Here is a 23,790-nt window from a genome sequence, read left to right as displayed (position 1 = left end):
TAACAATAAATTTACATTCTGGATTTTAATCCTATGTAAATCAGTTGATTAATAAAAACGAATGGTTTCTGTTAGACTTTCTGGCAGGAAACGTGTTGTTTATAAAAACATCTTTTATGAATTGTTTACTTGTTAATGATGTGAAGGGGAGAGGCTATGCATGATTCATTAACCATCGCGCTTTTGCAGGCGCGGGAAGCGGCGATGTCGTACTTCCGTCCGATTGTGAAGCGGCATAACCTCACCGAGCAGCAGTGGCGCATCGTGCGCGTGCTGGCTGAACATCCGTCGATGGATTTTCACGATCTGGCGTTTCGCACCTGTATTCTGCGCCCGAGCCTGACCGGCATTCTGACGCGCATGGAGCGCGACGGCCTGGTGCTGCGCTTAAAGCCGGTGAACGACCAGCGCAAGCTGTACGTGTCGCTGACCAAAGAGGGAAATGCGCTGTACGAGCACGCCCAGGCGCAGGTGGAAGAGGCGTATCAGCAGATTGAGGCGGAATACACGCCGGAGAAGATGAAGCAGCTGACGGCGCTGCTGGAAGAGTTTATTGAACTCGGGAACCGGCATAACGCAGCGCGGGAAGAAGAGTAAAAACCACAAATTCCAGGATGATTTTCGTAAAGTTTTCCCTTTCCAGGCCGAAAATTCTGTATCTGTCTGAGGAAAGAGAAAACATGTTAAACCGTATCAAGATTGTCACCAGCTTAATGCTGGTTTTAGCGATATTTGGCCTTTTACAACTCACATCCGGTGGTCTTTTCTTTAATGCTCTGAAGAATGACAAAGAGAATTTCACCGTCCTGCAAACCATTCGTCAGCAACAATCCACCCTTAACGGGAGCTGGGTTGCGCTGCTGCAAACCCGTAATACCCTGAACCGCGCGGGCATCCGCTACATGATGGATCAGAACAATATCGGCAGCGGCGCGACCGTTAACGATCTGATGCAGATTGCGTCTGCCTCGCTGAAACAGGCGGAAAAAAACTGGGCTGACTATGAAGCCCTGCCGCGCGACCCGCGTCAGAGCGACGCCGCTGCGCTGGAAATTAAACGTAACTACGATATCTACCACGGTGCGCTGGCTGAGCTAATTCAGCTGCTGGGGGCGGGCAAAATCAACGCCTTCTTCGACCAGCCGACCCAGAGCTACCAGGATGGATTCGAGAAGCAGTACGTGAGCTACCTGCAGCAGAACGACAAGCTGTACCAGATGGCGGTTGAAGACAGCAACAGATCTTACACTCAGGCTATCTGGGTGCTGATCAGCGTGCTGGTTGCCGTGCTGGTGGTGATCGTGGCCGTCTGGCTGGGTATCAAGCAGGCGCTGATCTCTCCGCTGACGCGTCTCATTGACAATATCCGCCACATCGCCAGCGGCGACCTGGTGAAGCGCATCGACGTGGAAGGCTCTAACGAGATGGGCGAACTGGCCGACTCGCTGCGTCATATGCAGGGCGAACTGGTGCGTACCGTGGGCGACGTGCGTAACGGCGCGAACGCTATCTATAGCGGCGCGAGCGAAATCGCGATGGGCAATAACGACCTCTCTTCCCGTACTGAACAGCAGGCCGCTTCCCTGGAAGAGACCGCTGCCAGCATGGAGCAGCTGACGGCGACCGTTAAGCAGAACGCCGAGAACGCCCGTCAGGCGAGCCACCTGGCGCTGAGTGCGTCTGAAACCGCGCAGAAGGGCGGCAAGGTGGTGGACAACGTGGTGCAAACCATGCGTGACATCGCGGGCAGTTCGCAGAAAATTGCCGATATCATCAGCGTGATCGACGGCATTGCCTTCCAGACCAACATCCTGGCACTGAACGCGGCGGTAGAAGCGGCGCGTGCGGGCGAGCAGGGCCGTGGTTTTGCGGTGGTGGCAGGAGAAGTGCGTAACCTGGCCCAGCGCAGCGCCCAGGCGGCACGCGAGATCAAGAGCCTGATTGAAGACTCCGTGGGCCGCGTGGAAGTGGGGTCAACGCTGGTGGAAAGCGCCGGTGAAACCATGGGTGAGATCGTGAACGCGGTGACCCGCGTGACCGATATCATGGGCGAGATTGCCTCTGCGTCCGACGAGCAGAGCCGCGGTATCGACCAGGTCGGTCTGGCAGTGGCGGAGATGGATCGCGTGACCCAGCAGAACGCCTCGCTGGTGGAAGAGTCAGCCGCAGCGGCGGCGGCGCTGGAAGAGCAGGCAAGCCGTCTGACGCAGGCCGTGGCGGTGTTCCGCATTCAGCAGGAGCAGATGAAGGCGCGCGAGTTCGCTGCCGCGAAAAGCATTGCCGCGCCGGTGATGTCGCGTAAAGTCGCGACGGCGGACGCGGGCGATAACTGGGAAACGTTCTGATCCAGCGCGTTGTGCCGGGTGGCGGCTACGCCTTACCCGGCCAACGGAAGCTTGTTGTAGGCCCGGTAAGCGAAGCGCCTCCGGGCGATATTACAGAGGCAGGCGCATGGCGCAGCGCGTTTCATACGCGAAACCGTGCGCTGTCTCTTCTTCCCTTTTCCGACGCAGTTCAGGCGTCAGCGTCGTCATTTTTTCAAACCCCAGCCGCGTATAGAAGGGCGCATTCCACGGTACGTCCCGGAACGTCGTCAGCGTCAGCGCGGTCAGCCCCCTTTTACGGGCGCAATCTGCCACGCAGGCGATGAGCTGTCTGCCAATCCCTTTTCCCTGCCAGTCCAGATCAACCGAGAGTTCGACAATAAACAGTGATGACGGGTGGGCTTCGGCAAGGACAAACCCGACGGGCTGGTCGTTTGCCAGCGCCAGCCAGCTGAGCCCGCGTTCGGCATAGTCGAGGTGTTGCTCAGCGGGAATGACCTCGCCGTCGGCAAGCCAGGCGAGTTCCGGGATGTCGCGGAATCGCCCGGCCGCCGCGCGTTCAATGGCGGACAGGGCGGCAACGTCGCTGAGGGTGGTGGGGCGAATGCGAATAGTCATGGCGGCAAGTATAGCCTGACCCGTCGACATTATTCCGAGCAGATCAGCACCGGCGAATAAAAATTGCTGATCACCAGCGCGTCTTCCGGCGTGCGCTCTATCGTCAGAAGCCTTTTATTGCCCAGCGTCAGGCCGGCAACGTATTTTTCAAAGACCCCGGGCGGCATCGCGTCATGGCTAAAACGCTCCACTTTTTGAATGACGATCTCATACAGTTCGTCCTCCACGTGACGCCATTTAAACATCTCCTGGCGGGAAACCTCCCAGCTGCGCGGGGCATTCACCACGTTGCCGTTAACCGTGATGTACCCCGTTTTGTCGGGGTGAAAGCGCATAATGACCTCACCGTCAAAGGTGAAATTGTGGCTGTCGCGCTCGTCGGTAAACGTCAGGTTTCCGTCGCAGGCTACCGACAGCGGAGGCGTGTGAAAATACCACGCCAGCGCTGTGCCCAGCAGCAGCAGGTTGAGGATCAGGATTAGCCAAACTTTTTTCTGTCTCATATCACCACTCGTAATAGTAAAGCGTACGACAGGCGCTGGCTTTACCCCGCGTGAGGGAGCATTGGGAGAGCACCAGCCGCCCTTCGTGGCCGTAGAAAAGCGTTCTCTGAATGTGCATGTAGAAAATCGAATTTTTCAGGCACGGAAGGTGACCGTCCTTTTGAAGCGTTTGCGCGAGCTTAATCGCCTTCCCGTGAAACACGTCCGCCAGCGGCGTAAAGGTGTAAACCGGACAGGTGCCGATATGCGTCAGCAGATGGATATCCCGCTGCGGGGCGTCTGGCTTGATGAGCGCGATCCAGATGCTTAGCGCAACGACGACCAGCGAGAGCGCGCCGCAGAACAGCCATTCCGGGCGAACGCGCCATGCAGGTTTCACCGTTTTGGCGATCGGGGGGGCCTCCTCCAGCGGAGTGACGGTGACGTCTGCGCTGAGCATAAAGCCCGTTTTCGGTACGGTAACGATAAACAGCGCGTCGGGAAGCAGGGTCGCCAGCATCTTGCGCAGAATGCTGATGTACTGGTTTAAGGAGTTGTTAGACCCCTGGAGCCCTCGACGATCCCAGACTTCCTGGAGAAAGGTTTCCCGTTCGACCACGTTCCCATGATGCTGAACCAGCAGCCTCATGATGGTATTGGCCGTGCAGGTGAGGAGCTGCGCATCCTCATCCGGCGCATTGATAAGAGAAACAGAGCCGTCCTCGTCGTTATAGACGATGGCGTCAGCAAGCAGGTATTTCATAAGTTGTTGTAATAAAAACAGAGATAATGAATGAAAAAAGGCTTACGCCCGCAAGGCTGCATTGCTGGCTATTTTAACGCCACTGTTACCGATAACATTGATCCAGACAGGTTTTTGGGTGATTTAATAAGTCAGCGTGATAATCACGTCATCAATAAACTCCCCGGTACCGGTTAGCGGCTGTGCCGGGACCTCGCCGTAAACGGTGTAGTTCTGGGTGCCGCCTGCAGGGTTGGTGACCTGCAGCGCATCGCCGCTGTTTTGATCTCCCCAGCGTTGCGTGGCCGCCTCATCCTGCCAGAGACCGTAGCGCAGGCAATGACCCTCGCTGTTGCAGAGCTGCCGCTGGTTACCGCTGGCATGGTTGCCTTTTCCCATGGCAAGGGTGAACGCGGTTCCGGCCGGACAGCGCGTGGTGAGGGTGGCGGAGGATCGCGTCGGGCTCAGGGTAGCGGTGCTGGTCAGCGTGCCGAAGTTAAGCGGCGTCACGCGCTCGATGTAACACCCCTGGCTGATTTCGGCCTGCGCGCTGGTGCCGCCCTGCACCTGCTGCCCCTCTGCGGAACCGTCCGAGCAGTTTTGCAGCGCGTCCTGGCGCAGGGCGCTGTGCCAGGCGATGCGCAGATTCATGTTGTAGTTGTAATAGTGGTAGGCCGGAAGCTGGCTTTGCCCTGGCGGAATGGTAGCGATAAGCGGAAAGGTACCGCTGACGTTGGCATTGCTTTCCGCGGCGAGGGTCTGCTGAATCAGGTTCCCGTTGCTGGCAGGCCCCAGCTCCTGAGAGCGCGCTGCGCCGTTAAGCAGGCGGAAGAGAAGGGTGTACTGTTTCCCCTCCTGATCTCCCTGGGAGATCATCTCAAAGGGCGGGGCGTCTACGCTGCTCAGGCAGACGTTAATATATTCCGTCCTGCCCTCGTTGTCGGCCTGGCAGCTAAATTTGACCTCGGTGTTGACGGAGGTGGTATTGCCCGCCACGACGTTGCCAAAGTTAATGGCGGGCATGGAGGTTATCCAGCAGGCTGTCGCCATCGCCTTCACGGACAGGACGAGCAGCAATAATAACGGCGCTCTTAATGACACAGTTGTTCTCCGATATTCTGTATAGATGACGCGGTACGGGGCGCCGGAAGCGTGACCCGGCACTCTCCCTCACCGGTCTTAACCACCAGTTCGCCCGGCAGGGGCGGATCTTCAAGCCAGATAAAGCCGTCGCGTCCCACGATGGTCGCACCCTGCGGCGTTGACACGACGCTGCCCAGCGGGAGCGGCCTGCGGCGGCTGTCGACCAGCCGGGCCTGAACCGTGACGGCGTGATGGACGTTAAACTCGACTTTCACCGCGCTGCTGTTGCCCGGTCTGGCATGCATGTCGGTAACAGGGGCGATCACATCGGCAGGCAGATCGAGCGGGTTAATGCTGACTTTGCTGTTGTGGTAGCGCGGCAGGTCGGTCAGCAGGAGATAACCGTCTTCATCCGTTTCACCGGCCGGGCGGTTTTCCAGCATTACCGGTACGTGCCCAATGCCGTGCGTGGACACCAGCGCCATGCCCTGCTGGATGTAGCGCAGCGGGTACAGGCTGCCGTCCAGCAGCGTCAGGCTGCCTTCGGCGGAGGCGTACTGGTTGCCCTGGTTGGCACCTTGCTGCAGCCCAACGTGCCATTCGCCCGCTCGGCCCAGGTAGCCGAGGTCCGCATATCTTTCACGTCGTTCGCCGAAGCCCTGGCCCAGCTCCCATGACCAGCCGCCGGCCTCATCGTCCGGCTGGTGGCGGTAATCCATGCGCGGCGTATCCCGGCTGACCTGAGCGGAGAGCGTGTCCTCGCGACCCAATGGGACGGAAAGCAGTAGCTGAACGTGGCTCGACGCGTCCGTAAACGAGCGGGTGTAGCTCAGCGTGGTGGAGATGTGTGCCGGCAGCGATACCGACCAGGAGGCGTTGAGGTAACGCTCTGTGCTGCCCTGAATGTTCTGCTGTACCCAGCCCGCGCCTACGGTACCGAAGTGGGGGATGGACTGGCTTACCCAAACGCTGTCGCTGCGTCTGACGGGCGCGGCACCGCTCATGCGGGCGTTGTCGGCGAAATCCGCCTCGGTACGGACGGTGCTGGCAGAAATGCTCGTTCCTCTGCCGTTCCACTGCCAGCCAAGGCCCCACTGAACGCCCTGCCCATAAGGGCTGTCGCTCACGGCAACGTGCTGGCTGACCACCCCCAAGGCGGGAGAGACCAGCCAGTCAGTGCCCATACCCACGTTGCGCAGCCTGCGCTGCTGTTCCGTATGCAGCGCTAGCGTCAGGCTATTATTCACCCCATAGCGCCAGCCCGCGTCCAGCAGCGGCGAGGCGGCATAGTCGTCGGAGCGCAGGGCGTAGTTTTCGCGCATCCAGCCGATGTCCAGCGAACCGCTGCTCAACCCTTCCGCCAGCATGCCCGGCGCGCCGTAGAGATCGAGCTGTACGGTGCGACGCTGGCCGTTGATATCGGTAATGACCACCTCCGCCTGTCCGCTTCCGGTGAAGGAGGGCAGGGTATCCAGCAGAAAGTCTCCCGGCGTGACGCGCTGGCTGCTCTGCTTAAGGCCGTCAATATACAAATCGACCGTGGAAGGCAGCACGGCCGTGTCGCTGTAGCGGCTACGCGGTTCGGTATTGAGCTGGGGATTGAGCTCAAAGTTACGTGCCCAGTGCAGCCCGCCAAAGCGCACCTGTCGGCTCCAGCCGGTGCCGGTGGTGACGCTGTCGCCCAGCGCCAGCGTGGTCAGCGAGTCGGTGTTGTCCCACTGCCAGCGGGTTTCGAGACGCGTATGGGTCGGTCGACCGGCGCTGTTTTCCTCCCCGACATGGCTTGAAAAACTGCTGCTGAACGTTCCGGGTAGCCCACCGGACGCGGTCAGCATGGTCTGAGCGTTAAGCTGGCGCTTCCCCTGCACGTCGCTGGCGTAGAGCGCATATCCGAGCGTATAGGCGTTGACGGGCTGCGCATCAGGATAGCGGTACATCGGCGTGGGCCTTGAGACGGTCAGATGCTGCTGGCCCTCGAGCGCGTCTGCCTCTGCGGTAATCGACACCTGCTGGGACAGCACGTCGAGATTGACGTTCAGGCCCGGCAGGGAGGTCAGCTCAACCCACTCTGCGCGATCGTCCGGGGCGTGAAGCCCCAGCTTTTTCATGTCGCTGCGGCTTATCCATAGCGCATTATCCACCACCCGGCAGGCCCATAGCTCGCCTCGCGGGGCGTGGTTCACGGTAATGGCCAGCCATTGCACGGTGTCGGCGGGCTCAGTCCGGGCTGACAGCATGAGCGGTAGCCAAAACAGGAGCGCGAGAAGCGAGCGGGCGCAGGGGTATCTGGCTGGCATGATGGTCATCATTAAGATAGACGCGCAGCGAGCTGAGCGCGTGACGTGTGGGCTGCTTGAGCGATAAAAGGGCGGTTTGTCCCGGGAGCACATAGCCCGCCAGGCCTTTAATCGACCCGACAACCTTCCCATCGGCCGTCAGGGCCTCAAGATGGCTCAGGCGGATGTGGCGGTTTCCGGCGTTAAAGCAGCGGAGAGTGGCCGGTATGTCTGCCTGCTCACAGCTCAGGGCATCGTGGCTGACGGGCGCGCTCTGGCTCCCGGCAATAAACACCGGAATCGAGTAGCGCAGCAGGAAGTGTACCGCGGAGGGGTTGGCGGCACGGGACGCGGCGTCCGGCAGTTCGTCAATAACCAGCCGGTAACTTTGCTCCTGCGCACGGATGCCGGGCTGCATGACAATAATGCGCACCAGCTGCTGCTGGCCCGGCGCCAGTGAAGTCATCGCCGGGCTGGTGACCACCTCCCCGGTGGACACCAGCACATCTTTACCGTTTTTTTGCGTCCATTCGTATACCCGAATCTGCGCATTGATGGCCGCTTTCCCACTGTTTGTGAGATAGACCGCTGCTGCCCGCTGGTCGCTCTGCAGATCGAGCGTTACCGGGGCCACCTGAAGCGTGGCGGCCAGCGCGTAGCGCGACAGCAGCGCCAGCATCATGAGCCACAGAATGAAGCAGGGAAGGTAGCGACGCACGATCAGTACTCCAGTTTTAACGTGATATCGTCGCTGTAGTTCCCTGCCTGGGCGGTTGTCAGCGCCCCGGCGTCAATGACGCCATACAGCGTTTCTTCCTGTTCCGCACCGTTGCCGGTATCGTCCAGACCAGTCGTCTCGTTGATTTGCTTCTGTTTGCCTTCGTCAGCAAAGAGTTTCCACGCAATCTTCTGCGCCCCGGTTTCGCCGTTTTCCGGCTTCAGCCAGAAGGTGCCGCTTTCGCCGTCGGGGCTGGTGGCGGTGAGGGTGAACGGCGTGCCGTTGGTACAGACGATATCGACCTGCGTTTTGGCCAGGATTTCGCTCGACTCATCGGAGCCGTGACGCGAGAAGTTGAGGTCGTTGGCTTTAAGGGTGCAGGACTTCACGACCTCAAGTGATACATGCATCGTCGCGCTTGCGGTACTGTCTGCGGCGATCGCAGCAGCAGGAAGCAGGAGAGCGGAACAACATACAACGGTGGGAATAATTTTCATGATCTTATTTCCTGACGTGAGTAACAGTGCAATTACAAAGCGAATGACTGAGCGTCCAGCAGGCAGCGTTTTTGATGGCATTCCGCCAGGGTATGGCAGCAAAAAGTGGGGCAAGGCCATAAGCAGGCGTTGCCGCGCAGAACGATGACCCGATCGCCAGCATTCAAAATGAAAGGGGTCACTTTCTCCCCCACAGATAGCCCTGGCCGTAATCGGCCGCGCTCGCGCAGGCCAGCGCGAAATCACCCGCGGTTTCGATGCCTTCGATCAGCACCTTGCTGGCGACGCGCTTGCACTCGCGGGTGAGATGCAGAAACTTCGCCTGCTCGGTCCGTCCGTTCCAGAAGGTATGTTTGTCAATTTTGATGCCGCAGAAGCGGATCTGGCTGGTCAGCAGGTCGGGAAGTAGGTCTTCACAGACATCGTCTGCCCACACTTCTATCCCCCACTGATGGAGCGTCGCGATGCATTTCCTCAGCGCCTGGCTTTGCGTAACGTCGAGTTGGATCATCGTATGGAGATCGGTGATCTCGATAGCAAGTTTCTCCGGGCTCGGGGTTTCTTCTTTTAGCCTGTCGAGGAAGTCCGTTTCCAGCAGTAAATCCGATGTTGCATTGAGGTAATACTTGTCGCCATCCTTGCAAAACATGGCGTGACGAAGCTGCGCAAAGAAGTGCACTTTACGCTGCGTCGCCGACAGCGAGCCAAAGTAATCTTCAAGATTTACGTTGGGCTTTGCTGTGGACAATACCTCCCAGGCAATCACATTTTCAGTGCGCAGTGCCCGGATGGATTCGAACTTATAGCCGGTTAGCATGATAAACGTGCGTAACGCTCCGTGGTGATTTCAGGAGCTTGGAATTTTACGGATCTGGATTTTGGCGGGATATTTATAGATAAAAATGGCTTATATAAAGTGTTTTGATCTAATTTATAAGGATAATGTAGGATTATTTATTTTCATAAGCGCCCGGCAGAACGCCGGGCGCGACGCGTCTTAACCCGCCTTGCTGACGATTTTGATTTCGACCATGCCGATTCCAAGCTCGCGGGGTGAGTGCCCAAGGATATTCCCTTCATTCGTGGACTGCGGGTCCGGCGGTACGATCACCAGGGTATTACTGCGCGAAGGATTCTCAAAGTGCAGCGTGTGCGTGCTCACGTCGTTTCCAAGCGTTAACGTCTGCTCCTGATCTCCCACGCGAACGGGGACGGGCTTGTTGGCATTGGGTCCATAAGCCCTGGCGGTGATCACCAGGTCGAACTGTTCCGGCAGCGGATGGGTGTACTCGATTTTCACCTCGTTGCCCAGCTGCGCGTTTGACCAGCGTCCCCACGACTCCGGACGGGAGATGCCGCTAAACTGCTTCACCTCTTCGGGCGCGCCGGCCACGTTAAAGATAAAGCTGTCCGCTTTATAGCGGATGTCGTTGTCGACGATTTTCAGCATGTCGATGTTGTGCTGATAGCGAGCCGTATCAATCACCGTATCTTTAAAGGCGGTTTTGCCTTTCCACTGGGCTTTGTCGACATGCTGCACGGTTTGCTCCCCGCCAAGCTGGCCCTGAGAGACGCACCAGTCCGTAGAGAGCGCCAGCGGCTGCGACCAGAGCTGACCCATTTTGTAACACCGGTCAATCCAGACGAAGTTATCGCGAGGGGCGAAATCGGCCAGCTGGAAGCGCAGCGGCGCGGAATACTCGCTTTCCGGCAGCGGTTCGACGCGACTATCCGACACGCGCACCAGCAGCGGCAGGCGGAAATTGCTGCCGGAGAAGGCAACGGTGTTTTTATCCCGATCGACGGTGAAGTCTTTCATCTCTTTCGGGAAATTCCACAGGCGGATGATGTCGGGCTTCCAGGCGAGGATTTTCTCCTTCATGTTGAGGAACACTTCCGACAGGGATTGCCCCGACAGCGTGCTGCGCCCGAGGCCAATAAAGTTGTCGCCCCCCAGAATGTCCAGCACGGTTGCGCCGTTATCCATGGAGTTGCGTTTGGTGGCGATTAACTCCTGCTGCGGCTGGTCGCCGCGCAGCACGAAGAACAGGTTGCTGCGATCCTGCTTGCTGAGCTGGTCCCACGCGCTGTTTTTCATCGCCAGATGGTCAGACGATACGACGATGACGGTGTTTTTAAACCAGGGCGAGGCTTTGATTTTCTCGACCAGCGCGGCGATGTGCTCCTGGCTACAGGTCACCGCACTGAAAGACTTGTTGTTTTTGCCGTCCACGTCATAGCTTTTTCGCTTACAGGTGCGCGAGACGAACCCGTCCGGATGGTGCGTATCTACCGTCAGCGCAAAGAGAGAAAAACGCTTCCCGGCGCGGGAAAGTTCCTCGAATCTCTTCCAGGTTTCGTCCAGCACCGTATCGTCATAGAAGCCCCAGTCGTTGCGGTAGGTGGGATCGGCAACCGTCGTTTTTAACTCTTCTGAGCCATACAGGTGGTCAAAACCGTGGGATTTCAGGAACACATCTTTTCCGGCAAAGCGCAGGTTTGCTCCCTGCATAAAGTAGTTTTCATAGCCGGAGTTTTTCAGGATATCGCCCAGGCAAATATTCTGCGGGAAGAACGTCGACATCGAGGCGGAGGCGTTGCCTTCAAAAGGTGCGAACAGCGGGATACCGCACTGGGAGGCCACCATCCCGGCGATAGTGTAATCCGTGCCGGGTAACTGCATGGTGTGGCTGAAATCGAGACCTTCGTTTTTCAGCGCGCCCAGTTCCGGCGTGAGGTTCGGAAACGCATCGTTATCAAAGTAGGTGCGCTCCAGGCTTTCACCGTAGATGTAGACCAGGTTGAGCTTCGGGTTGGCGATCGTTTTCGACGGCTCTTTATAGTAGGCCACGAAGTCCGGATCGCCGTCGCGCGACTGGGATTTTACAAGCTCGGTGATCTGATGAAACGCGGGGCTGGCGTCGACGGAGGCCAGCGCCAGGAAAAGCGCCAGCAGGCTGTAGCCATGATGGTGAGGAAGATGGCGACGGCGGCGCAGCACCCAGGCGAGCGCGCCGAAAATCGTCACCAGCGCCACGATCAGTCCCAGCCCCGGAAGGATGTATTTACCTACTCCCGCGCCCGTCAGGCTGTTCGTCAGGGTGTAGAGCACAGCATCGTTAATGCCGTCGCCGGTGAAGTAATCGCTGGCGTATAAGGTAATGTTTAAAACGATAAAAATGCCGAGCACCACCAGCGTGGCGATAAACCACCAGGTGTTACGGCCGGCTTTCCAGGCATAAACGCCGACGGAAGCCAGAAAAAGGATAAGAGAGATGAATTCTGACAACAGCATATCCTCATGACGCCAGGTGCTTCGCTGGCTAACTGTTTATTTTTGGTAAGACAATGTAATGGCGATGTCGTTTAGCTGCAATTTTAGTGTCACGAAAGTGTGCTGTTGTTAGGATTTGGTTTATAAAATCGTTTTTATGAGGATGGTCGCATCCTGATAAACGGACGCTGAGACGGTGGCAGGTAGGAAAAACGCTCGTTTAACGCCGCGATGCAAGCCTATCGCATTAAACGCGGCGTGTTGTGGCAGAAAATGGGGTGGATCAGGAGATGAAATTAACGCCTTGTTTCAGCACCAGATCGCAGGCTTTGGTTTTCACCTGTTTTGCCAGGGCGGAGTTGCCGAGGGTGCTTAGGTTAAGCTGTTGGCCGTTTTGCGCGTTAAGCAGGCCCTGAATGCCGTCCATATAGCTGGTATCCGCTTTTTGCTCCTGCGTGTCGAGACCCAGTTTACCCAGCACCTGGTTTTTCACGTTTTGCGCGTCGGTCACCGAGGCCAGCTTTTGCTTAGCGCAATATTCCAGAATCCCCGCCGCGTTGTTCATCGTGCCCGCGCTCAGGCTCTGGGAACTGTTGCTCAGGAGGCTGGTGAGAGAAGAGGCCGAGAGCCCGCCCTGGGCGCTGCTGCTCTCTTTGGTCAGCTCATTCGCGGCGCTTGACAGGGACTCCTGCCACGAAGCCGCTTGTGCTGCGCCGGTAATCAGCAGCGCGCCTAAAAAGGTGCTGATAAGAATCTGTTTTTTCATAATGGCTTTCTCAAAAAGGTCCGTTTTGGGCCGGAAGGGGTTCCAGTATATACCTGCGCCCTGCTGGCGATTCCTGGAACTGTCTTAATACTCTTTGCCGGTGACGCGGCTGCGGTAACTGTCCCAGTCGAAGATGACATACAGACTGTTGCCAAGCTTCATGCGGTCCATGACGCGTTCGCCCAGTAAGCGGGTCATCTCGTCAATGTTGTGGTTCGTCAGCATGCCGGTGGGACGTTTGGACGAAGAGCGGCGATCGACTATCTGGTTGATGATGACCTTTTCATAACGGGATTCCGTCTGCACGCCAATCTCGTCGATGACCAGTAGATCGACATTGCTCAGATCGTTAAGCAGCTGCTCTTCGCTGGTTTCACGGTTGCTGAAGGTGTCTTTCATGGCGGACATAATATCGGCCACGGTGATGATGAGGACCGATTTGCCGCGCAGAAGCAGTTCGTTGCAGATGGCGGCAGCAAGATGGTTTTTGCCTGTGCCCGGCTTGCCGCTAAAAATGAAGCTGGCGATATTGCCGTCAAATTCATCCACGTACTGACGCGCGGCGGCGAGCGCGTTCATCTGCCCGGTGGTCTCAACTTTATAATTATCGAACGAGCAGTTCTGGTGCAGGGGGCGAATACCGGAGCGGTTAAAGGTGCGCTGCATTTTCATCGCCCGGTTTTCGCGGGCGAGCGCGGCGGCACGAATTTTACCTTGCTCCTTTTGCCACGCCAGCAGCTCTTCACCCGTGGTGAAGGCGGGCTTCACGTTGGCTGGCATCATTTTTTGCAGACGTTTCATCAGGTCGCCGACGTTCTTCATTTCGCACCTCGGAATCCACTCGGGATCTGTTTATCCGGTTCTGAAAACGTGTTGATATCGCGCTTAGGCTGGCCATTGTTACTGGCGCGGGTAATTTGAAGATGACGCGCGAGCTTTTGCTGCCACTGAATGTGGGTGAACACTTTGCCTTCCGCCTGCCACCAGGCGATAAACGCGGCGAGCTCTTCCGCGGTGGCTGGCTGAGTTAACGCAATGCCCCACAATGCTGCCTGCCGCTGAAAATCTGCGTCAGGCTGCCAGCCCGCGTACAGGACAAATTTGCCCATCGGAACGGTTAGCGGGGTATTAACCGGTTCTTCAAAAAACTGGTTATCCAGCGTGACGTCGCTTGCCGGACGTGACATCTGCGCTTCGATCTCCAGAAGCTGCGCCAGACGTTCCGGCGTGATTGCGTAAAACGCCGGCGCGTTGTCGGCAAAAACCGCAACCGTGCCGCCTTCGGCGTGGATCAACACACCGCGTGGGTCGCGCATAAAGGCATCAATGCCAGCAATGCTGGTGGTCAGAATTCTGGAGGACATAACGCTTACTCAACTGATTACTACGGGCGTGATATGGGCTTATGGTAGCACAGAGAGGGGAGGGGATGGAGGGGATTTCCCCGGTGGCGCTGCGCTTACCGGGGCTACAGTCGTAGGCCTGAAAAGCGCAGCGCCATCAGGCAGTTATCACGCGATGATATTCAGCGTCACGTCGATGTTGCCGCGGGTCGCGTTAGAGTACGGGCAAACGATATGCGCCGCATCGACCAGCTTTTTGGCTTCCGCAGGATCCATACCTTCAACGTGGATATTCAGTTTTGCTTCGATACCAAAACCGGTCGGCAGCGGGCCGATACCCACTTCGCCTTCAATAAACGCCTCTTTTGGCAGGGTAAATTTGTCGCGAGCCGCCACAAACTTCATCGCGCCCAGGAAGCAGGCAGAGTAACCCGCAGCAAACAGCTGCTCAGGGTTCGTGACTTCTCCACCCATACCGCCCATCTCTTTGGGCACGCCCAGTTTAACGTCCAGAACGCCATCGGAAGAGGTCGCGCGGCCGTCACGGCCCCCGGTTGCTTTTGCTTTGGCGGTATAAACAACTTTTTCTAAAGACATGGCAGGTTCCTCATCTTACTTTTGTATGTGCTATTAAATAGCGTGCGATGTATATGGGTGAATTAAAACGCGTAAAGTATAGCCTTACGCGCGTTGAATCTGTTGTCGCAAAAGTTCCAGCTGCTGCTTGAGCGCCAGCATGGTGTCGGTATCACACTGTGCGGCGCACCCCACCGCGTGTGGGATACCCAGTGCCTGCTGCTGAAGTTCACGTCCGGCTTCAGTCAGCGTGACGGCGACCTGACGTTCATCTTTACGCGAACGGTGGCGGTTGATTAGCCCTGCGCTTTCCAGACGCTTCAGAAGCGGCGTCAGCGTTGCGGAGTCAAGAAACAGCCGTTCACCGATGTCCGACACCGTCACGTCATCCTGCTCCCACAGCACCAGCATCACCAGATATTGCGGGTAAGTCAGGTTTAGCGGCGCCAGCAGTTGCCGGTACAGCTTATTAAGCGCCAGATTTGCCGAGTAGAGGGCAAAACAGAGCTGGTTATCCAGCAGGAGCGCAGCGGTCGTGTCGTTCGTTTTTGCGTTCATGAAATGAATATAGATTGTGCACGATTTAATTGCAAGCAATTTTAGGGGCAAGTATAACGCAGCGCCACCTGAACGGCCATTTTACGGTAGTGCTGGCGCTGGGCCTGCTCGTCTGCACCCTCTTCAAACAGCAGGGTGAAGGTGTAGCTGTTGGCAACGTAGTGAAAGCTGAAGCTGCTGATCAGACGGTGAAGGTCGCGGGCGTCAACCGTCTGGCTGAAAAGCTGTTTTTCTTTGCCCCGGCGCAGGATGCCTTCCAGCAGGTCGAGCGCGCTGCGGTTGACCTGCCGCAGATAGTTTGACTGCTGCATAAAACGGCCGCGCTGCATGTTTTCCATGCAGATAATGCGGATGTAATCCGGGTGGTCGGCATGATAGTCAAAGGTGGCTTCAACCAGATGGACCAGCGCTTCGACGGGAGGCATATCCGCCAGGCTAAGCGCCTTTTCACTAGCGCGAATTTGGGTGTAAACGTACTCCAGGACGAGCAGGTAGAGATTTTCTTTGTTTTTAAAATGGTAAACGACCATGCGTTTGGTGGTACCTGCTTTCTCCGCGATCTGCTCCATGCGGGCGCCGTTCAGTCCAAATTCGGCAAACAGCGCGATAGCGCTCTGAAAAATTTTCTCTTTCAGGCTCGATTCTTCACTGTGATCGGGGTGTTCGCTGCCAGAGTTAGCCACATCCTTTCCTTATTTTTACTAAACGGACCAGAAAGATTATCTCCACGGCAGCGAAATAACACAAATATCAAACGCGCGGGCGTTTGCGGTAGAGCCATAGCCCGGGTATCGACAGCCCGATAGAGAGCGCACCGACGATGGAGGACGCCTTAAGAAAGTTGCTCAGGAGAAGAATCATCTGCGGCTCGGTGTAGCCAAAATGGCTGATTTTCACCGCGGAAATCATCGCCGTATAGGCAGATATGCCGGGGAACATCGGGATAACGGCGGCGACGGTGAACACTTTCGGATGCGCCAGATACCAGCGCGACCACTGAATACCGATGCTGCCGACCAGCATAGAGGCGATAAACGTCGACCATTCGATGTTAAAGCCCGCCGTCATCATCACCATTCGCGAGCCGTGGCCAATTGCGCCCAGCAGTGCACACCACGGCAGAGCGCGTTGCGGAACGTTAAATACCATCGCAAAGCCGACGGCAGGAATGGCCGCCAGGGCCATGTCCTGTGCCAGCGCCAGCAGAAAATCTATCACGCCCATCCTCGTAACCCCCACAGCGTCATCGCCATCACCACGCCGATGCAGGTCGCAAGCGTCAGCAGGCTGGCGATAGCCCAGCGTGCCAGCCCGGTGTTGATGTGCCCTTTAAACATGTCGGCAACGGCGTTGATCAGCGGGAAGCCCGGCACCAGCAGAAGCACGCTGGCGGCCATCGCAATCGTCGGGGTCGCGGCAAACTGCGGCAGGCGCAGCAGCAGGCCAGACACCGTGGTGGCAACAAACGCGGTAATGCAGAAGTTAATTTGCGGGTGCAGCTGCCGGTGCGTCAGCAGCTGGCGCACGTACATGGCGATGCTGCTGGCGAAAAAGGTGACGATCGCGCCGTCCCAGCCGCCTTTATTGAGCTTACAAAAACAGGCGCACGACAGCCCCACCATGAGCACGACCAGCCAGCGTGGATAACGTAATGGCTTGATTTGGTTAAAACGTTTTTCAATCTCCTTGAGATCGAGAAGCTTATGCTCAGCCAGGATGACGATGTGCTGGACCTCGGTTACAACGTGCATATTAATGCCGCGGTCGTGGTTTTTACGGGTGGACGTAAGACACTGCCCGTCTTTAATGGTGGTCAGCACAATGGCGTTGGACGAGATAGCGCTCTCAACGCTGTCCATTCCCAGCGCCAGCCCCAGCCGGGTTGAAAGCTCCTCGACCAGCGCGCTTTCCGCGCCGTGCTGGAGCAGAAAAAGACCGCACTGAATACAGAGCCGCGTGATAGCACGCTGCGTTGACCGATCTGCCTGCATGTATTGTCCCGAAGATAAGGTGAATAGTTGCCGGTTGGCCCGTAATGCCTACTTTTAGCACAAAGTGCAGTGGCCCTTGCTGTGGGTCAGATCAAGGTTTATGCAAACAGTTACCCCCCGCGTCACGACGACTTACAGGATTAATTTATTAATATGATGAATTATTAATTTGAAATAATAAAATATTTGTATTTAGAAATTCTAATTTTATTTTGTTGTTATTTTAATGTCTGCGCAATTAAATTGATTTGCGCTTTGTGAGATATTAGCGCTGTTTTAGGCATTTCCTAAACTAAGAACATATCTCATCTTCTGCTTGTATTAATCTTTTTATACTCAGGGAAGAAAATATTTAAACCTTGGTGCGTTTTACTTGACGCACCGAAGGAAAATGGACACGGAGGGTCTATGTTGTCGTTGCCTGGTAAGCATGGCGTTGTCATTAGCCGGATACCCGTCATGCAGAATGGGTTAGGGGACGTGATGGCACGTCATTTCCCCGATTTTGAATTGACCTACTGCCGCTCACTGCAGGAGTTAACCCTGCTTCAGTTGCGCCGCGCAGATGTGATTATCGCCGACGTTTCAGGCGAATACAGGAACCCACGGGGTACGCTCGAAGAGTATTACCGCTTACTGAACCAGTACCGGGAAATCCACTGGATCTTTTTGGTCTCCCGGCCGTTTTACCCTATTGCCGTTGAGCTGCTTATGCGGCCGGAAAGCACGCTGCTTTCTGATATGGAACCTATCGAAGGTGTCGTTAACGCTATCCGGGCAGGGAGCGAACGCGCAGAACGGATAAGCCAGACGTTATTAACCCCAGAACCTGAGCAAAGTGAGGATGACGACGAACACTTTATTGCGCTCACGCACTCAGAACGTAAGGTGCTTCGCCTGTTAGGCAAAGGGTGGGGGATTAACCAAATCGCTACGTTGCTTAAAAAGAGCAATAAAACGATCAGTGCGCAGAAAAACAGTGCGATGAGAAGGCTGTCATTACGGAGTAATGCCGATATGTACGCCTGGATCAACAGTACACAGGGAATGAGAGAGCTGAGTTTAATGTCAGCCTATGGAGAGTTCGAGGAATGGAAAAAACCGATTCAACAAGACATATCGCCATCATCGAAAATTGCTCGATGAGTGCGGTCGGGCTGCAGCATCTTTTTACGCAGTCTGAACTCAGCCAATATCAACTGCACCTGTTTAATGATTTTGATGGCTTTAAGAAAGCACTGCATCACGTGAATTTTTTCTCGCTGATCTATTCGCTTTCCGATGCGCGAGAAGAACGACGTAACTGCCTGGCGCATCTGCGGGATCTCGCGTTTACGCATAGCCATATTCAGCGCATTATCCTGGTCTCGGATGAGATGGAGGCGAGGTTGATTAGCCATCTTTCGCCTTCACGTCTTCACGGTGTGGTCAGTAAATCGGTGACCCTTGAACACCTGCTGAAGGAGTTAGTGGTATTGTTGAGCGAAACGCTGCGCATTAATGACAATATGCTTAACCACTGGTACTGCAGTCAGAACCGGATGTTAAGCCCAACGGAAAGAGCAATTTTACGTTATATGTCATGCGGATATTCCATTCCCGAAATCGCGGCGCAGCTTGAACGCAATATCAAGACTATTCGCGCGCATAAGTTTAATGCGATGGTGAAGCTAGGGGTGAATTCTGACGTAGGATTGCTTGATGCAGCGGATATTCTTACCCATCTTCCGGTTAGAGAACCTCGAAATGTGGGTCTAAGCAAACCGACATTTTTGTAACCTGTGCCTTTTGCGCGCCAGATGTGCTCTGGCGCGTCATTCAGATGCACACATCAACCCACTTTGCTGAAGTCAGCTCTGCCATTCTGTCCGGAGAAATACGTACGGCACTATGGATAGCGCCAGCGGCGGGGAGCACTTCAGCGTATTGTTTTAAAGAGATATCGCAGTAAACCGCAAGTGGGTTTTCAAGCCCAAACGGGCAGACGCCACCAACGGGATGACCCGTCACGGTAACCACTTCATCACTGCTGAGCATGCGTGCTTTCGCGCCAAACGTGTCTTTCAGTTTTTTGTTATCCAGACGCGCATCACCCTTCGCCACCACCAGAATCACCTCATTTTTAACCTTCAACGATAGGGTTTTGGCGATTTGTCCCGGCTCTACACGGTGGGCGGCAGCAGCCAGCGCAACGGTAGCCGTACTCTGGCTAAGTTCTATTACCTCTATTTCCGGCGCGTTGTCGGCAAAAAACTGCTGTACGGACTGCAAACTCATTGTTTCCTCCTGACAAATATCCTGCGTAATCTGTCATAAGAATTTATGCTCTGTAAATATCTCTTAAGTAACAAATATCCAGGATGGCTGATTTCTGGATCCTCTTCACAATCACAGAAACCGGTTACAGTAACCGGTTGCAGAGCGTGATGCGTAGATTAATACTGAGTATGTAACGTCCCCTGTATCCAATAATAAGAGCCAATTATGAAACCATTTCGTCTGAGCAGTACCGCTGGTACGCAAGCCAGCAAGGTTGTGAAGCTGATTTATGGAACAACGTGCGGCGCGAGCGCGCCTGTAATAAACGTCTGACAGGAGATCAACCATGTCTGCCAACCATGCTGCGTTTAATCTGATATTCCGTTTCGTTGAAAATTACGTGAGCCCGATCGCCGGGCGGATCTCGTCCCAGCGTCATGTCATGGCTATCCGTGATGGGTTCATCTCTGCGATGCCGTTCATGATTGTGGGTTCATTTTTATTAGTGTTTGCTTACCCGCCGTTTTCGCCTGATACCACCTGGGGTTTCGCGCGCGCCTGGCTGGATATGGCGAAGCAGTTTGAAGGCCAGATCCTGACGCCGTTTGATATGACGATGGGCATTATGTCCATTTATATCTGCGCGGCCATCGCCTATAACCTTGGCAAACATTATGTCAAAACGCACCAGCTGGATCCGTTCATGTGCGCCATGCTGTCGCTGATGGCGTTTCTGCTGGTTGCCGCCCCGAAAACCAAAGGCACGCTTCCCGTCGACAGCCTGGGTGGAACGGGTATTTTTACCGCCATTCTGGTGGCGATTTACTGCGTTGAAATGATGCGTTTCCTGAAGGCGCATAACATCGGTATTCGCCTGCCGGACCAGGTGCCGCCGATGATCAAAAACTCCTTTGACCTGCTGATCCCGGTGCTGGTGGTGGTGTTAACGCTTTATCCGCTGAGCCTGGTGATTCAGTCTCAGTTTGACATGCTGATCCCGCAGGCAATTATGTCCATCTTCAAGCCTCTGGTTTCCGCGGCGGATTCACTGCCCGCGATCCTGCTGGCGGTGTTGATTGGCCACCTGCTGTGGTTCGCCGGGATCCACGGGGCGGCTATTGTCTCCGGGATGCTGCAGATGTTCTGGCTGACTAACCTCGGAGCGAACCAGACCGCGCTGGCTGCCGGCCATCCTCTGCCACATATTTTTATGGAAGCCTTCTGGACGTTCTTCATCGTGATTGGCGGGTCGGGTGCGACGATGGGTCTGGTGATTTGCTATCTGCGCAGCCGTTCAGCGCATTTACGCTCTATTGGCCGATTGAGCGTGGTGCCCAGCTTCTTCAACATCAACGAACCCGTTATCTTCGGTACGCCGATTGTAATGAACCCGGTGTTCTTTATTCCGTTCCTGCTAGCCCCAATGGTTAACGCCGTGCTGGCCTGGGCGGCGATGACGTTTGATCTGATTGGTCGTGTTATTTCAGTCGTCCCCTGGACGGCACCGGCGCCGATAGGCGCAGCATGGGCTCTGGGCTGGGATTTCCGCGCGGCTATCCTGGTTGTGGTTCTGGCCTGCGTGTCGGCAATCATCTACTACCCGTTCTTCAAAGTGTACGAGAAGCAGCTGCTGGAGCAGGAAGCGGAAGAAGCACAGCGTAATGGGGAAGAGGACAATCAGCAGGTGGCTTAAAGACGATGTGCCGGGTGGTGGCTGCGCCTTACCCGGCCTACGAGTCGAGGTTTTTGTAGGCCCGGTAAGCGAAGCGTCACCGGGCAATTCACTGCACTACTTCAGGGTGCAATCCCCGCACTGCTTAACGTCCGGCAGGCGATAGCGCTGGCAGCAGGTACGGCGTACCAGAAGCCCGTCACGGAGCACAACGGTACGGAATAACGGATTATCGCGACCATCGGAAAGCTGTTTGGCAAAGAAGCAGGACTGGCGCAGGGCCTCCACTTTCTCATCGCCAAGCAGCGGCTTCATTTCTGTTAAATACCAGTGAATTAAATACCCGGTATTACTCCAGATAAGCTTCCCGTTGATCTCGCCCGTTGCTTCAAGTGCCTCTACCACTGGGATCAGGGCCTGGATGACAAGCTGTTCCAGACGTTCCTGAGCAGAGAACTGCTCTGCGCCGCGATCTTCGTGCAGATCAATCCAGAAGCAGGCTGCTCGGCCAGTTTCGTGGAACTCGACGTGAAAATGATCCGGGGAGAGCGCCAGCATGCTCTTTTGGGTTAATACCGCCAGCATGAGTGGGGGAACCATCAGCCCGATATACCACTGTGCCCACAGGGAAAGCAGAGGTTTATTTTCCCGCGTTAGGGTCGGCTGATTGCGATAGATATGGTCGGAATAGGTTGCAAGCAGCGACTGCAGCGTAGAGGGCTGCTGCCACTCAGCGAGCGTCATGGCGTGGTGCGGGGGCGCTTCATCAAGCCTGATAAAGTCCAGCAGGTGGGCGCGCGTCTTAGCAATCTTGTCCCGTATGGCATCCGCAAGCGACGCATTCCCGCTGGTGACGGGCGCTCGCCAGAGGAGTGGTTCAACGATGTGTGCGGTATGCGTAGCCATAGTTGAGATAGAAATCTAAATGATAATGATTGCCAATCCTAACTATTGCTCATACCAATGGCAAGACTTTTGTCCTGATTAACCGAAGACGCGCTTAAGCGGTTTGTAGCTCTTCACTCAGCAGAATGTTATTGCGACCTAAATGCTTTGCTTCATAGAGGGCTCTGTCCGCTCTCTCCAGAGCGCTTTCCACGTCCTCGTTTTCGAAAATGGCAATACCGATGCTGATGGTGACATTGGTGGCGACGCTTTCGTTGAACAGATGGGGGATTTTCAAATCATAGACTTTCTGACGGATCCGCTCTGCCGTATGGCGGGCGTGTTCAAGTGAAATATTCGTCAGCAGCACCATGAACTCTTCCCCACCGAAACGCGCCACAATATCGCGCGAACGGACGGCATCACGAATTGCCGCAGAGACGCGCTTCAGCGCCTGGTCACCCATCATATGGCCATAATGGTCGTTATAGGCTTTGAAGTGGTCGATATCCATCAAAAGAACAAAATGTTCGCCGTTTTCTACCGCCGGCAGATTCTCCAGACGGCTTTGCAGGCCGCGACGATTATAGAGCCCGGTTAGCGGGTCCATCATACTGAGATCGGTCAGAGTTTCCCGTTCTTCCAGCAGGCGAGAGAGCAGCTCCTGGGCGAAGCGATCGTTGCGCCGTTGCAAAATGTTATGAATAGCAATAGCCACCACAGGAAGTGCGAAATAATAGGACATTCTTAGCCATATATCCTGGTCACTTAACCACAGGCAGACAATAAAGGCGGGGAGCGAGTGCAGCGTAAATGCTTTGATATTACTGGCGAAGGCCAGCGTTCCGATAAAAAGCACCGTGAGTAAAGCTATTATCAAATACATCGCCTGGTCATGGGTAATTAGCGAAAATTTCGAATCTATTTGCCAGGCCCACAAAATACCAAAGATTGCTGAAACGGCAGGAATATTTATCTTCCGCGCGCGTTTTTTCCAGTGCCAGACGAACAGGCCAGTACTGATCGCGAAAATAGCAATCAGAGGGGCAGAAAACACGCGTACAGAATAGAGCGGGTTTGTTACCGAGAACACGGCTGACGTTGCGTTCAGAAATAAAAATAAACGTAACGATAATTGATATTTTCTTTGAACCAAAGACCGCCAGGATTGTGATGTCATAGTCGTGCGTTTTTATTAAAACTTAATTAAAACAGATGAATAGGTGTGGTTTCGCACTTAATTATGCAAAAAACTCAAAGCGTAATTATAAGAAAAAGTTTATGTGTAGTTAACAGGTGAGCAATTTATCACCTTAGGAAATTTCTGTCATTCTACATAAGGGGAAAGGGCGATTTTTTTTGCTTCACCGCGCTGACAAATGATAATTTTTATCATATGATATTGTTTATCATTATCGTTATGAAAGGGCGATGTATGTTGAACAGGGCGCTGGGAAGTGCATGGGGAGTATTGTTGCCGGGCGTAATCCTTGGCGGTTTGATGTTTGCCGATCTCTCCATCGAAAGCTGGAAGGCCATCATTGTGTCAGGGCTGCTGATGACGTCAGGCATGATCTGGCATAAGCACCTACGCCATTATGTGTTACTGCCATCATGCGTCGCATTAGTCAGCGCAATTCTGGTGATAATGATGAGTTTGAAATAACAGGGAAAATAAGAGGTATTACAGAAGGGAGATAAGATAATTGGTGCGAGGGGGGGGACT

26 protein-coding genes are annotated in these 23,790 nt (G+C 55.2%); 6 read left to right on the top strand and 20 right to left on the bottom strand.

What is annotated here, in order from left to right:
• Window positions 1-156: 156 nt before the first annotated feature.
• Window positions 157-597, top strand: a complete 441-nt coding sequence (hpaR, locus tag INF73_RS07790) for a homoprotocatechuate degradation operon regulator HpaR (RefSeq protein ID WP_023334396.1) — start codon at window positions 157-159, stop codon at window positions 595-597.
• A gap of 83 nt (window positions 598-680) precedes the next feature.
• A complete protein-coding gene (gene tsr / locus INF73_RS07785) occupies window positions 681-2,345 on the top strand; it encodes a methyl-accepting chemotaxis protein (protein WP_193541889.1) in 1,665 nt (554 codons plus the stop codon).
• 90 nt (window positions 2,346-2,435) lie between these two features.
• Here tsr and INF73_RS07780 read toward each other — a convergent pair whose 3' ends face one another.
• From INF73_RS07780 to INF73_RS07700, 17 genes are all read right to left on the bottom strand, one after another.
• Window positions 2,436-2,942, bottom strand: a complete 507-nt coding sequence (locus INF73_RS07780; protein WP_193541891.1) for a GNAT family N-acetyltransferase — start codon at window positions 2,940-2,942, stop codon at window positions 2,436-2,438.
• 29 nt (window positions 2,943-2,971) lie between these two features.
• The gene (locus tag INF73_RS07775; protein WP_028015408.1) at window positions 2,972-3,445 is read right to left on the bottom strand and encodes a hypothetical protein; all 474 of its coding nucleotides are present in this window, start codon (window positions 3,443-3,445) and stop codon (window positions 2,972-2,974) included.
• Window position 3,446: 1 nt separating this feature from the next.
• Window positions 3,447-4,187 (bottom strand): winged helix-turn-helix domain-containing protein, encoded by a 741-nt coding sequence (locus INF73_RS07770; RefSeq protein ID WP_193541893.1) that lies wholly within the window; start codon window positions 4,185-4,187, stop codon window positions 3,447-3,449.
• 123 nt (window positions 4,188-4,310) lie between these two features.
• Window positions 4,311-5,267 (bottom strand): spore coat protein U domain-containing protein, encoded by a 957-nt coding sequence (locus tag INF73_RS07765; protein ID WP_193541895.1) that lies wholly within the window; start codon window positions 5,265-5,267, stop codon window positions 4,311-4,313.
• The gene (locus INF73_RS07760; protein ID WP_227413047.1) at window positions 5,258-7,546 is read right to left on the bottom strand and encodes a fimbria/pilus outer membrane usher protein; all 2,289 of its coding nucleotides are present in this window, start codon (window positions 7,544-7,546) and stop codon (window positions 5,258-5,260) included. The genes INF73_RS07765 and INF73_RS07760 overlap by 10 nt, the downstream gene beginning before the upstream one ends.
• The gene (locus tag INF73_RS07755) at window positions 7,467-8,243 is read right to left on the bottom strand and encodes a molecular chaperone (protein ID WP_028015412.1); all 777 of its coding nucleotides are present in this window, start codon (window positions 8,241-8,243) and stop codon (window positions 7,467-7,469) included. Before INF73_RS07755 ends, INF73_RS07760 begins: the two co-directional genes overlap by 80 nt.
• A gap of 2 nt (window positions 8,244-8,245) precedes the next feature.
• On the bottom strand, window positions 8,246-8,740 hold the full coding sequence (locus INF73_RS07750; RefSeq protein WP_193541897.1) for a spore coat protein U domain-containing protein: 495 nt from the start codon (window positions 8,738-8,740) through the stop codon (window positions 8,246-8,248).
• 178 nt (window positions 8,741-8,918) lie between these two features.
• Entirely contained in the window at window positions 8,919-9,557 is a 639-nt protein-coding gene (locus tag INF73_RS07745) for an EAL domain-containing protein (RefSeq protein ID WP_193541899.1), read from the bottom strand.
• Between the two features lie 180 nt (window positions 9,558-9,737).
• On the bottom strand, window positions 9,738-12,029 hold the full coding sequence (gene opgB, locus INF73_RS07740) for a phosphatidylglycerol--membrane-oligosaccharide glycerophosphotransferase (RefSeq protein ID WP_193541901.1): 2,292 nt from the start codon (window positions 12,027-12,029) through the stop codon (window positions 9,738-9,740).
• A 268-nt stretch (window positions 12,030-12,297) separates the two neighbouring features.
• The gene (locus INF73_RS07735) at window positions 12,298-12,780 is read right to left on the bottom strand and encodes a DUF2501 domain-containing protein (RefSeq protein ID WP_028015416.1); all 483 of its coding nucleotides are present in this window, start codon (window positions 12,778-12,780) and stop codon (window positions 12,298-12,300) included.
• Window positions 12,781-12,864: 84 nt separating this feature from the next.
• Window positions 12,865-13,602: a DNA replication protein DnaC gene (gene dnaC, locus INF73_RS07730; protein ID WP_045259520.1), complete on the bottom strand. Its 738-nt coding sequence runs from the start codon at window positions 13,600-13,602 to the stop codon at window positions 12,865-12,867.
• Entirely contained in the window at window positions 13,599-14,144 is a 546-nt protein-coding gene (gene dnaT / locus INF73_RS07725; RefSeq protein ID WP_193541903.1) for a primosomal protein DnaT, read from the bottom strand. The genes dnaC and dnaT overlap by 4 nt, the downstream gene beginning before the upstream one ends.
• A 147-nt stretch (window positions 14,145-14,291) precedes the next feature.
• On the bottom strand, window positions 14,292-14,720 hold the full coding sequence (locus INF73_RS07720; protein ID WP_013095463.1) for an organic hydroperoxide resistance protein: 429 nt from the start codon (window positions 14,718-14,720) through the stop codon (window positions 14,292-14,294).
• Window positions 14,721-14,804: 84 nt separating this feature from the next.
• The gene (locus INF73_RS07715) at window positions 14,805-15,257 is read right to left on the bottom strand and encodes a MarR family winged helix-turn-helix transcriptional regulator (RefSeq protein ID WP_028015419.1); all 453 of its coding nucleotides are present in this window, start codon (window positions 15,255-15,257) and stop codon (window positions 14,805-14,807) included.
• 41 nt (window positions 15,258-15,298) lie between these two features.
• Window positions 15,299-15,940 (bottom strand): TetR family transcriptional regulator, encoded by a 642-nt coding sequence (locus INF73_RS07710; RefSeq protein ID WP_028015420.1) that lies wholly within the window; start codon window positions 15,938-15,940, stop codon window positions 15,299-15,301.
• 67 nt (window positions 15,941-16,007) lie between these two features.
• The gene (locus INF73_RS07705) at window positions 16,008-16,481 is read right to left on the bottom strand and encodes a threonine/serine exporter (RefSeq protein ID WP_041911301.1); all 474 of its coding nucleotides are present in this window, start codon (window positions 16,479-16,481) and stop codon (window positions 16,008-16,010) included.
• Complete coding sequence (locus INF73_RS07700) at window positions 16,472-17,248, bottom strand: threonine/serine exporter ThrE family protein (protein ID WP_028015422.1); 777 nt, start codon at window positions 17,246-17,248, stop codon at window positions 16,472-16,474. The genes INF73_RS07705 and INF73_RS07700 overlap by 10 nt, the downstream gene beginning before the upstream one ends.
• A 408-nt stretch (window positions 17,249-17,656) precedes the next feature.
• Here INF73_RS07700 and INF73_RS07695 point away from each other — a divergent pair, with 408 nt between their 5' ends.
• Together INF73_RS07695 and bglJ are read left to right on the top strand one after the other, a co-directional pair.
• Complete coding sequence (locus INF73_RS07695) at window positions 17,657-18,394, top strand: LuxR C-terminal-related transcriptional regulator (protein ID WP_028015423.1); 738 nt, start codon at window positions 17,657-17,659, stop codon at window positions 18,392-18,394.
• Window positions 18,391-19,026: a DNA-binding transcriptional activator BglJ gene (gene bglJ / locus INF73_RS07690; RefSeq protein WP_028015424.1), complete on the top strand. Its 636-nt coding sequence runs from the start codon at window positions 18,391-18,393 to the stop codon at window positions 19,024-19,026. The genes INF73_RS07695 and bglJ overlap by 4 nt, the downstream gene beginning before the upstream one ends.
• Window positions 19,027-19,066: 40 nt before the next feature.
• Here the strand turns inward: bglJ and INF73_RS07685 are convergent, their stop codons facing one another.
• On the bottom strand, window positions 19,067-19,525 hold the full coding sequence (locus INF73_RS07685) for a YbaK/EbsC family protein (protein WP_023331967.1): 459 nt from the start codon (window positions 19,523-19,525) through the stop codon (window positions 19,067-19,069).
• Between the two features lie 328 nt (window positions 19,526-19,853).
• Here INF73_RS07685 and INF73_RS07680 point away from each other — a divergent pair, with 328 nt between their 5' ends.
• Window positions 19,854-21,200: a PTS sugar transporter subunit IIC gene (locus tag INF73_RS07680; RefSeq protein WP_028015425.1), complete on the top strand. Its 1,347-nt coding sequence runs from the start codon at window positions 19,854-19,856 to the stop codon at window positions 21,198-21,200.
• A gap of 96 nt (window positions 21,201-21,296) precedes the next feature.
• Here the strand turns inward: INF73_RS07680 and fhuF are convergent, their stop codons facing one another.
• Both fhuF and INF73_RS07670 read right to left on the bottom strand, forming a co-directional pair.
• On the bottom strand, window positions 21,297-22,085 hold the full coding sequence (gene fhuF / locus INF73_RS07675) for a siderophore-iron reductase FhuF (RefSeq protein WP_193541905.1): 789 nt from the start codon (window positions 22,083-22,085) through the stop codon (window positions 21,297-21,299).
• A gap of 94 nt (window positions 22,086-22,179) precedes the next feature.
• Window positions 22,180-23,244 (bottom strand): GGDEF domain-containing protein, encoded by a 1,065-nt coding sequence (locus INF73_RS07670; RefSeq protein ID WP_028015427.1) that lies wholly within the window; start codon window positions 23,242-23,244, stop codon window positions 22,180-22,182.
• A 216-nt stretch (window positions 23,245-23,460) separates the two neighbouring features.
• On the opposite strand from INF73_RS07670, the gene INF73_RS07665 reads away from it, so the two are divergent.
• Window positions 23,461-23,730, top strand: a complete 270-nt coding sequence (locus tag INF73_RS07665) for a DUF1435 domain-containing protein (RefSeq protein ID WP_032644970.1) — start codon at window positions 23,461-23,463, stop codon at window positions 23,728-23,730.
• Window positions 23,731-23,790 lie beyond the last annotated feature (60 nt).

This window comes from Enterobacter cloacae complex sp. P6RS (assembly GCF_014982245.1).
Classification (GTDB): Bacteria; Pseudomonadota; Gammaproteobacteria; order Enterobacterales; family Enterobacteriaceae; genus Enterobacter; species Enterobacter bugandensis.
This window is presented reverse-complemented; position numbering and strand designations above follow the sequence as displayed.

What these genes read in the sequence shown, in the direction of transcription:
- hpaR (WP_023334396.1), top strand. Translation starts at nt 157, where the DNA reads ATGCATGATTCATTAACCATCGCGCTTTTGCAGGCGCGGGAAGCGGCG.
- tsr (WP_193541889.1), top strand. Translation starts at nt 681, where the DNA reads ATGTTAAACCGTATCAAGATTGTCACCAGCTTAATGCTGGTTTTAGCG.
- INF73_RS07780 (WP_193541891.1), bottom strand. Translation starts at nt 2,942, where the DNA reads ATGACTATTCGCATTCGCCCCACCACCCTCAGCGACGTTGCCGCCCTG.
- INF73_RS07775 (WP_028015408.1), bottom strand. Translation starts at nt 3,445, where the DNA reads ATGAGACAGAAAAAAGTTTGGCTAATCCTGATCCTCAACCTGCTGCTG.
- INF73_RS07770 (WP_193541893.1), bottom strand. Translation starts at nt 4,187, where the DNA reads ATGAAATACCTGCTTGCTGACGCCATCGTCTATAACGACGAGGACGGC.
- INF73_RS07760 (WP_227413047.1), bottom strand. Translation starts at nt 7,546, where the DNA reads ATGCCAGCCAGATACCCCTGCGCCCGCTCGCTTCTCGCGCTCCTGTTT.
- INF73_RS07750 (WP_193541897.1), bottom strand. Translation starts at nt 8,740, where the DNA reads ATGAAAATTATTCCCACCGTTGTATGTTGTTCCGCTCTCCTGCTTCCT.
- INF73_RS07745 (WP_193541899.1), bottom strand. Translation starts at nt 9,557, where the DNA reads ATGCTAACCGGCTATAAGTTCGAATCCATCCGGGCACTGCGCACTGAA.
- INF73_RS07735 (WP_028015416.1), bottom strand. Translation starts at nt 12,780, where the DNA reads ATGAAAAAACAGATTCTTATCAGCACCTTTTTAGGCGCGCTGCTGATT.
- dnaC (WP_045259520.1), bottom strand. Translation starts at nt 13,602, where the DNA reads ATGAAGAACGTCGGCGACCTGATGAAACGTCTGCAAAAAATGATGCCA.
- dnaT (WP_193541903.1), bottom strand. Translation starts at nt 14,144, where the DNA reads ATGTCCTCCAGAATTCTGACCACCAGCATTGCTGGCATTGATGCCTTT.
- INF73_RS07720 (WP_013095463.1), bottom strand. Translation starts at nt 14,720, where the DNA reads ATGTCTTTAGAAAAAGTTGTTTATACCGCCAAAGCAAAAGCAACCGGG.
- INF73_RS07715 (WP_028015419.1), bottom strand. Translation starts at nt 15,257, where the DNA reads ATGAACGCAAAAACGAACGACACGACCGCTGCGCTCCTGCTGGATAAC.
- INF73_RS07705 (WP_041911301.1), bottom strand. Translation starts at nt 16,481, where the DNA reads ATGGGCGTGATAGATTTTCTGCTGGCGCTGGCACAGGACATGGCCCTG.
- INF73_RS07700 (WP_028015422.1), bottom strand. Translation starts at nt 17,248, where the DNA reads ATGCAGGCAGATCGGTCAACGCAGCGTGCTATCACGCGGCTCTGTATT.
- INF73_RS07695 (WP_028015423.1), top strand. Translation starts at nt 17,657, where the DNA reads ATGTTGTCGTTGCCTGGTAAGCATGGCGTTGTCATTAGCCGGATACCC.
- bglJ (WP_028015424.1), top strand. Translation starts at nt 18,391, where the DNA reads ATGAGTGCGGTCGGGCTGCAGCATCTTTTTACGCAGTCTGAACTCAGC.
- INF73_RS07685 (WP_023331967.1), bottom strand. Translation starts at nt 19,525, where the DNA reads ATGAGTTTGCAGTCCGTACAGCAGTTTTTTGCCGACAACGCGCCGGAA.
- INF73_RS07680 (WP_028015425.1), top strand. Translation starts at nt 19,854, where the DNA reads ATGTCTGCCAACCATGCTGCGTTTAATCTGATATTCCGTTTCGTTGAA.
- fhuF (WP_193541905.1), bottom strand. Translation starts at nt 22,085, where the DNA reads ATGGCTACGCATACCGCACACATCGTTGAACCACTCCTCTGGCGAGCG.
- INF73_RS07670 (WP_028015427.1), bottom strand. Translation starts at nt 23,244, where the DNA reads ATGACATCACAATCCTGGCGGTCTTTGGTTCAAAGAAAATATCAATTA.
- INF73_RS07665 (WP_032644970.1), top strand. Translation starts at nt 23,461, where the DNA reads ATGATATTGTTTATCATTATCGTTATGAAAGGGCGATGTATGTTGAAC.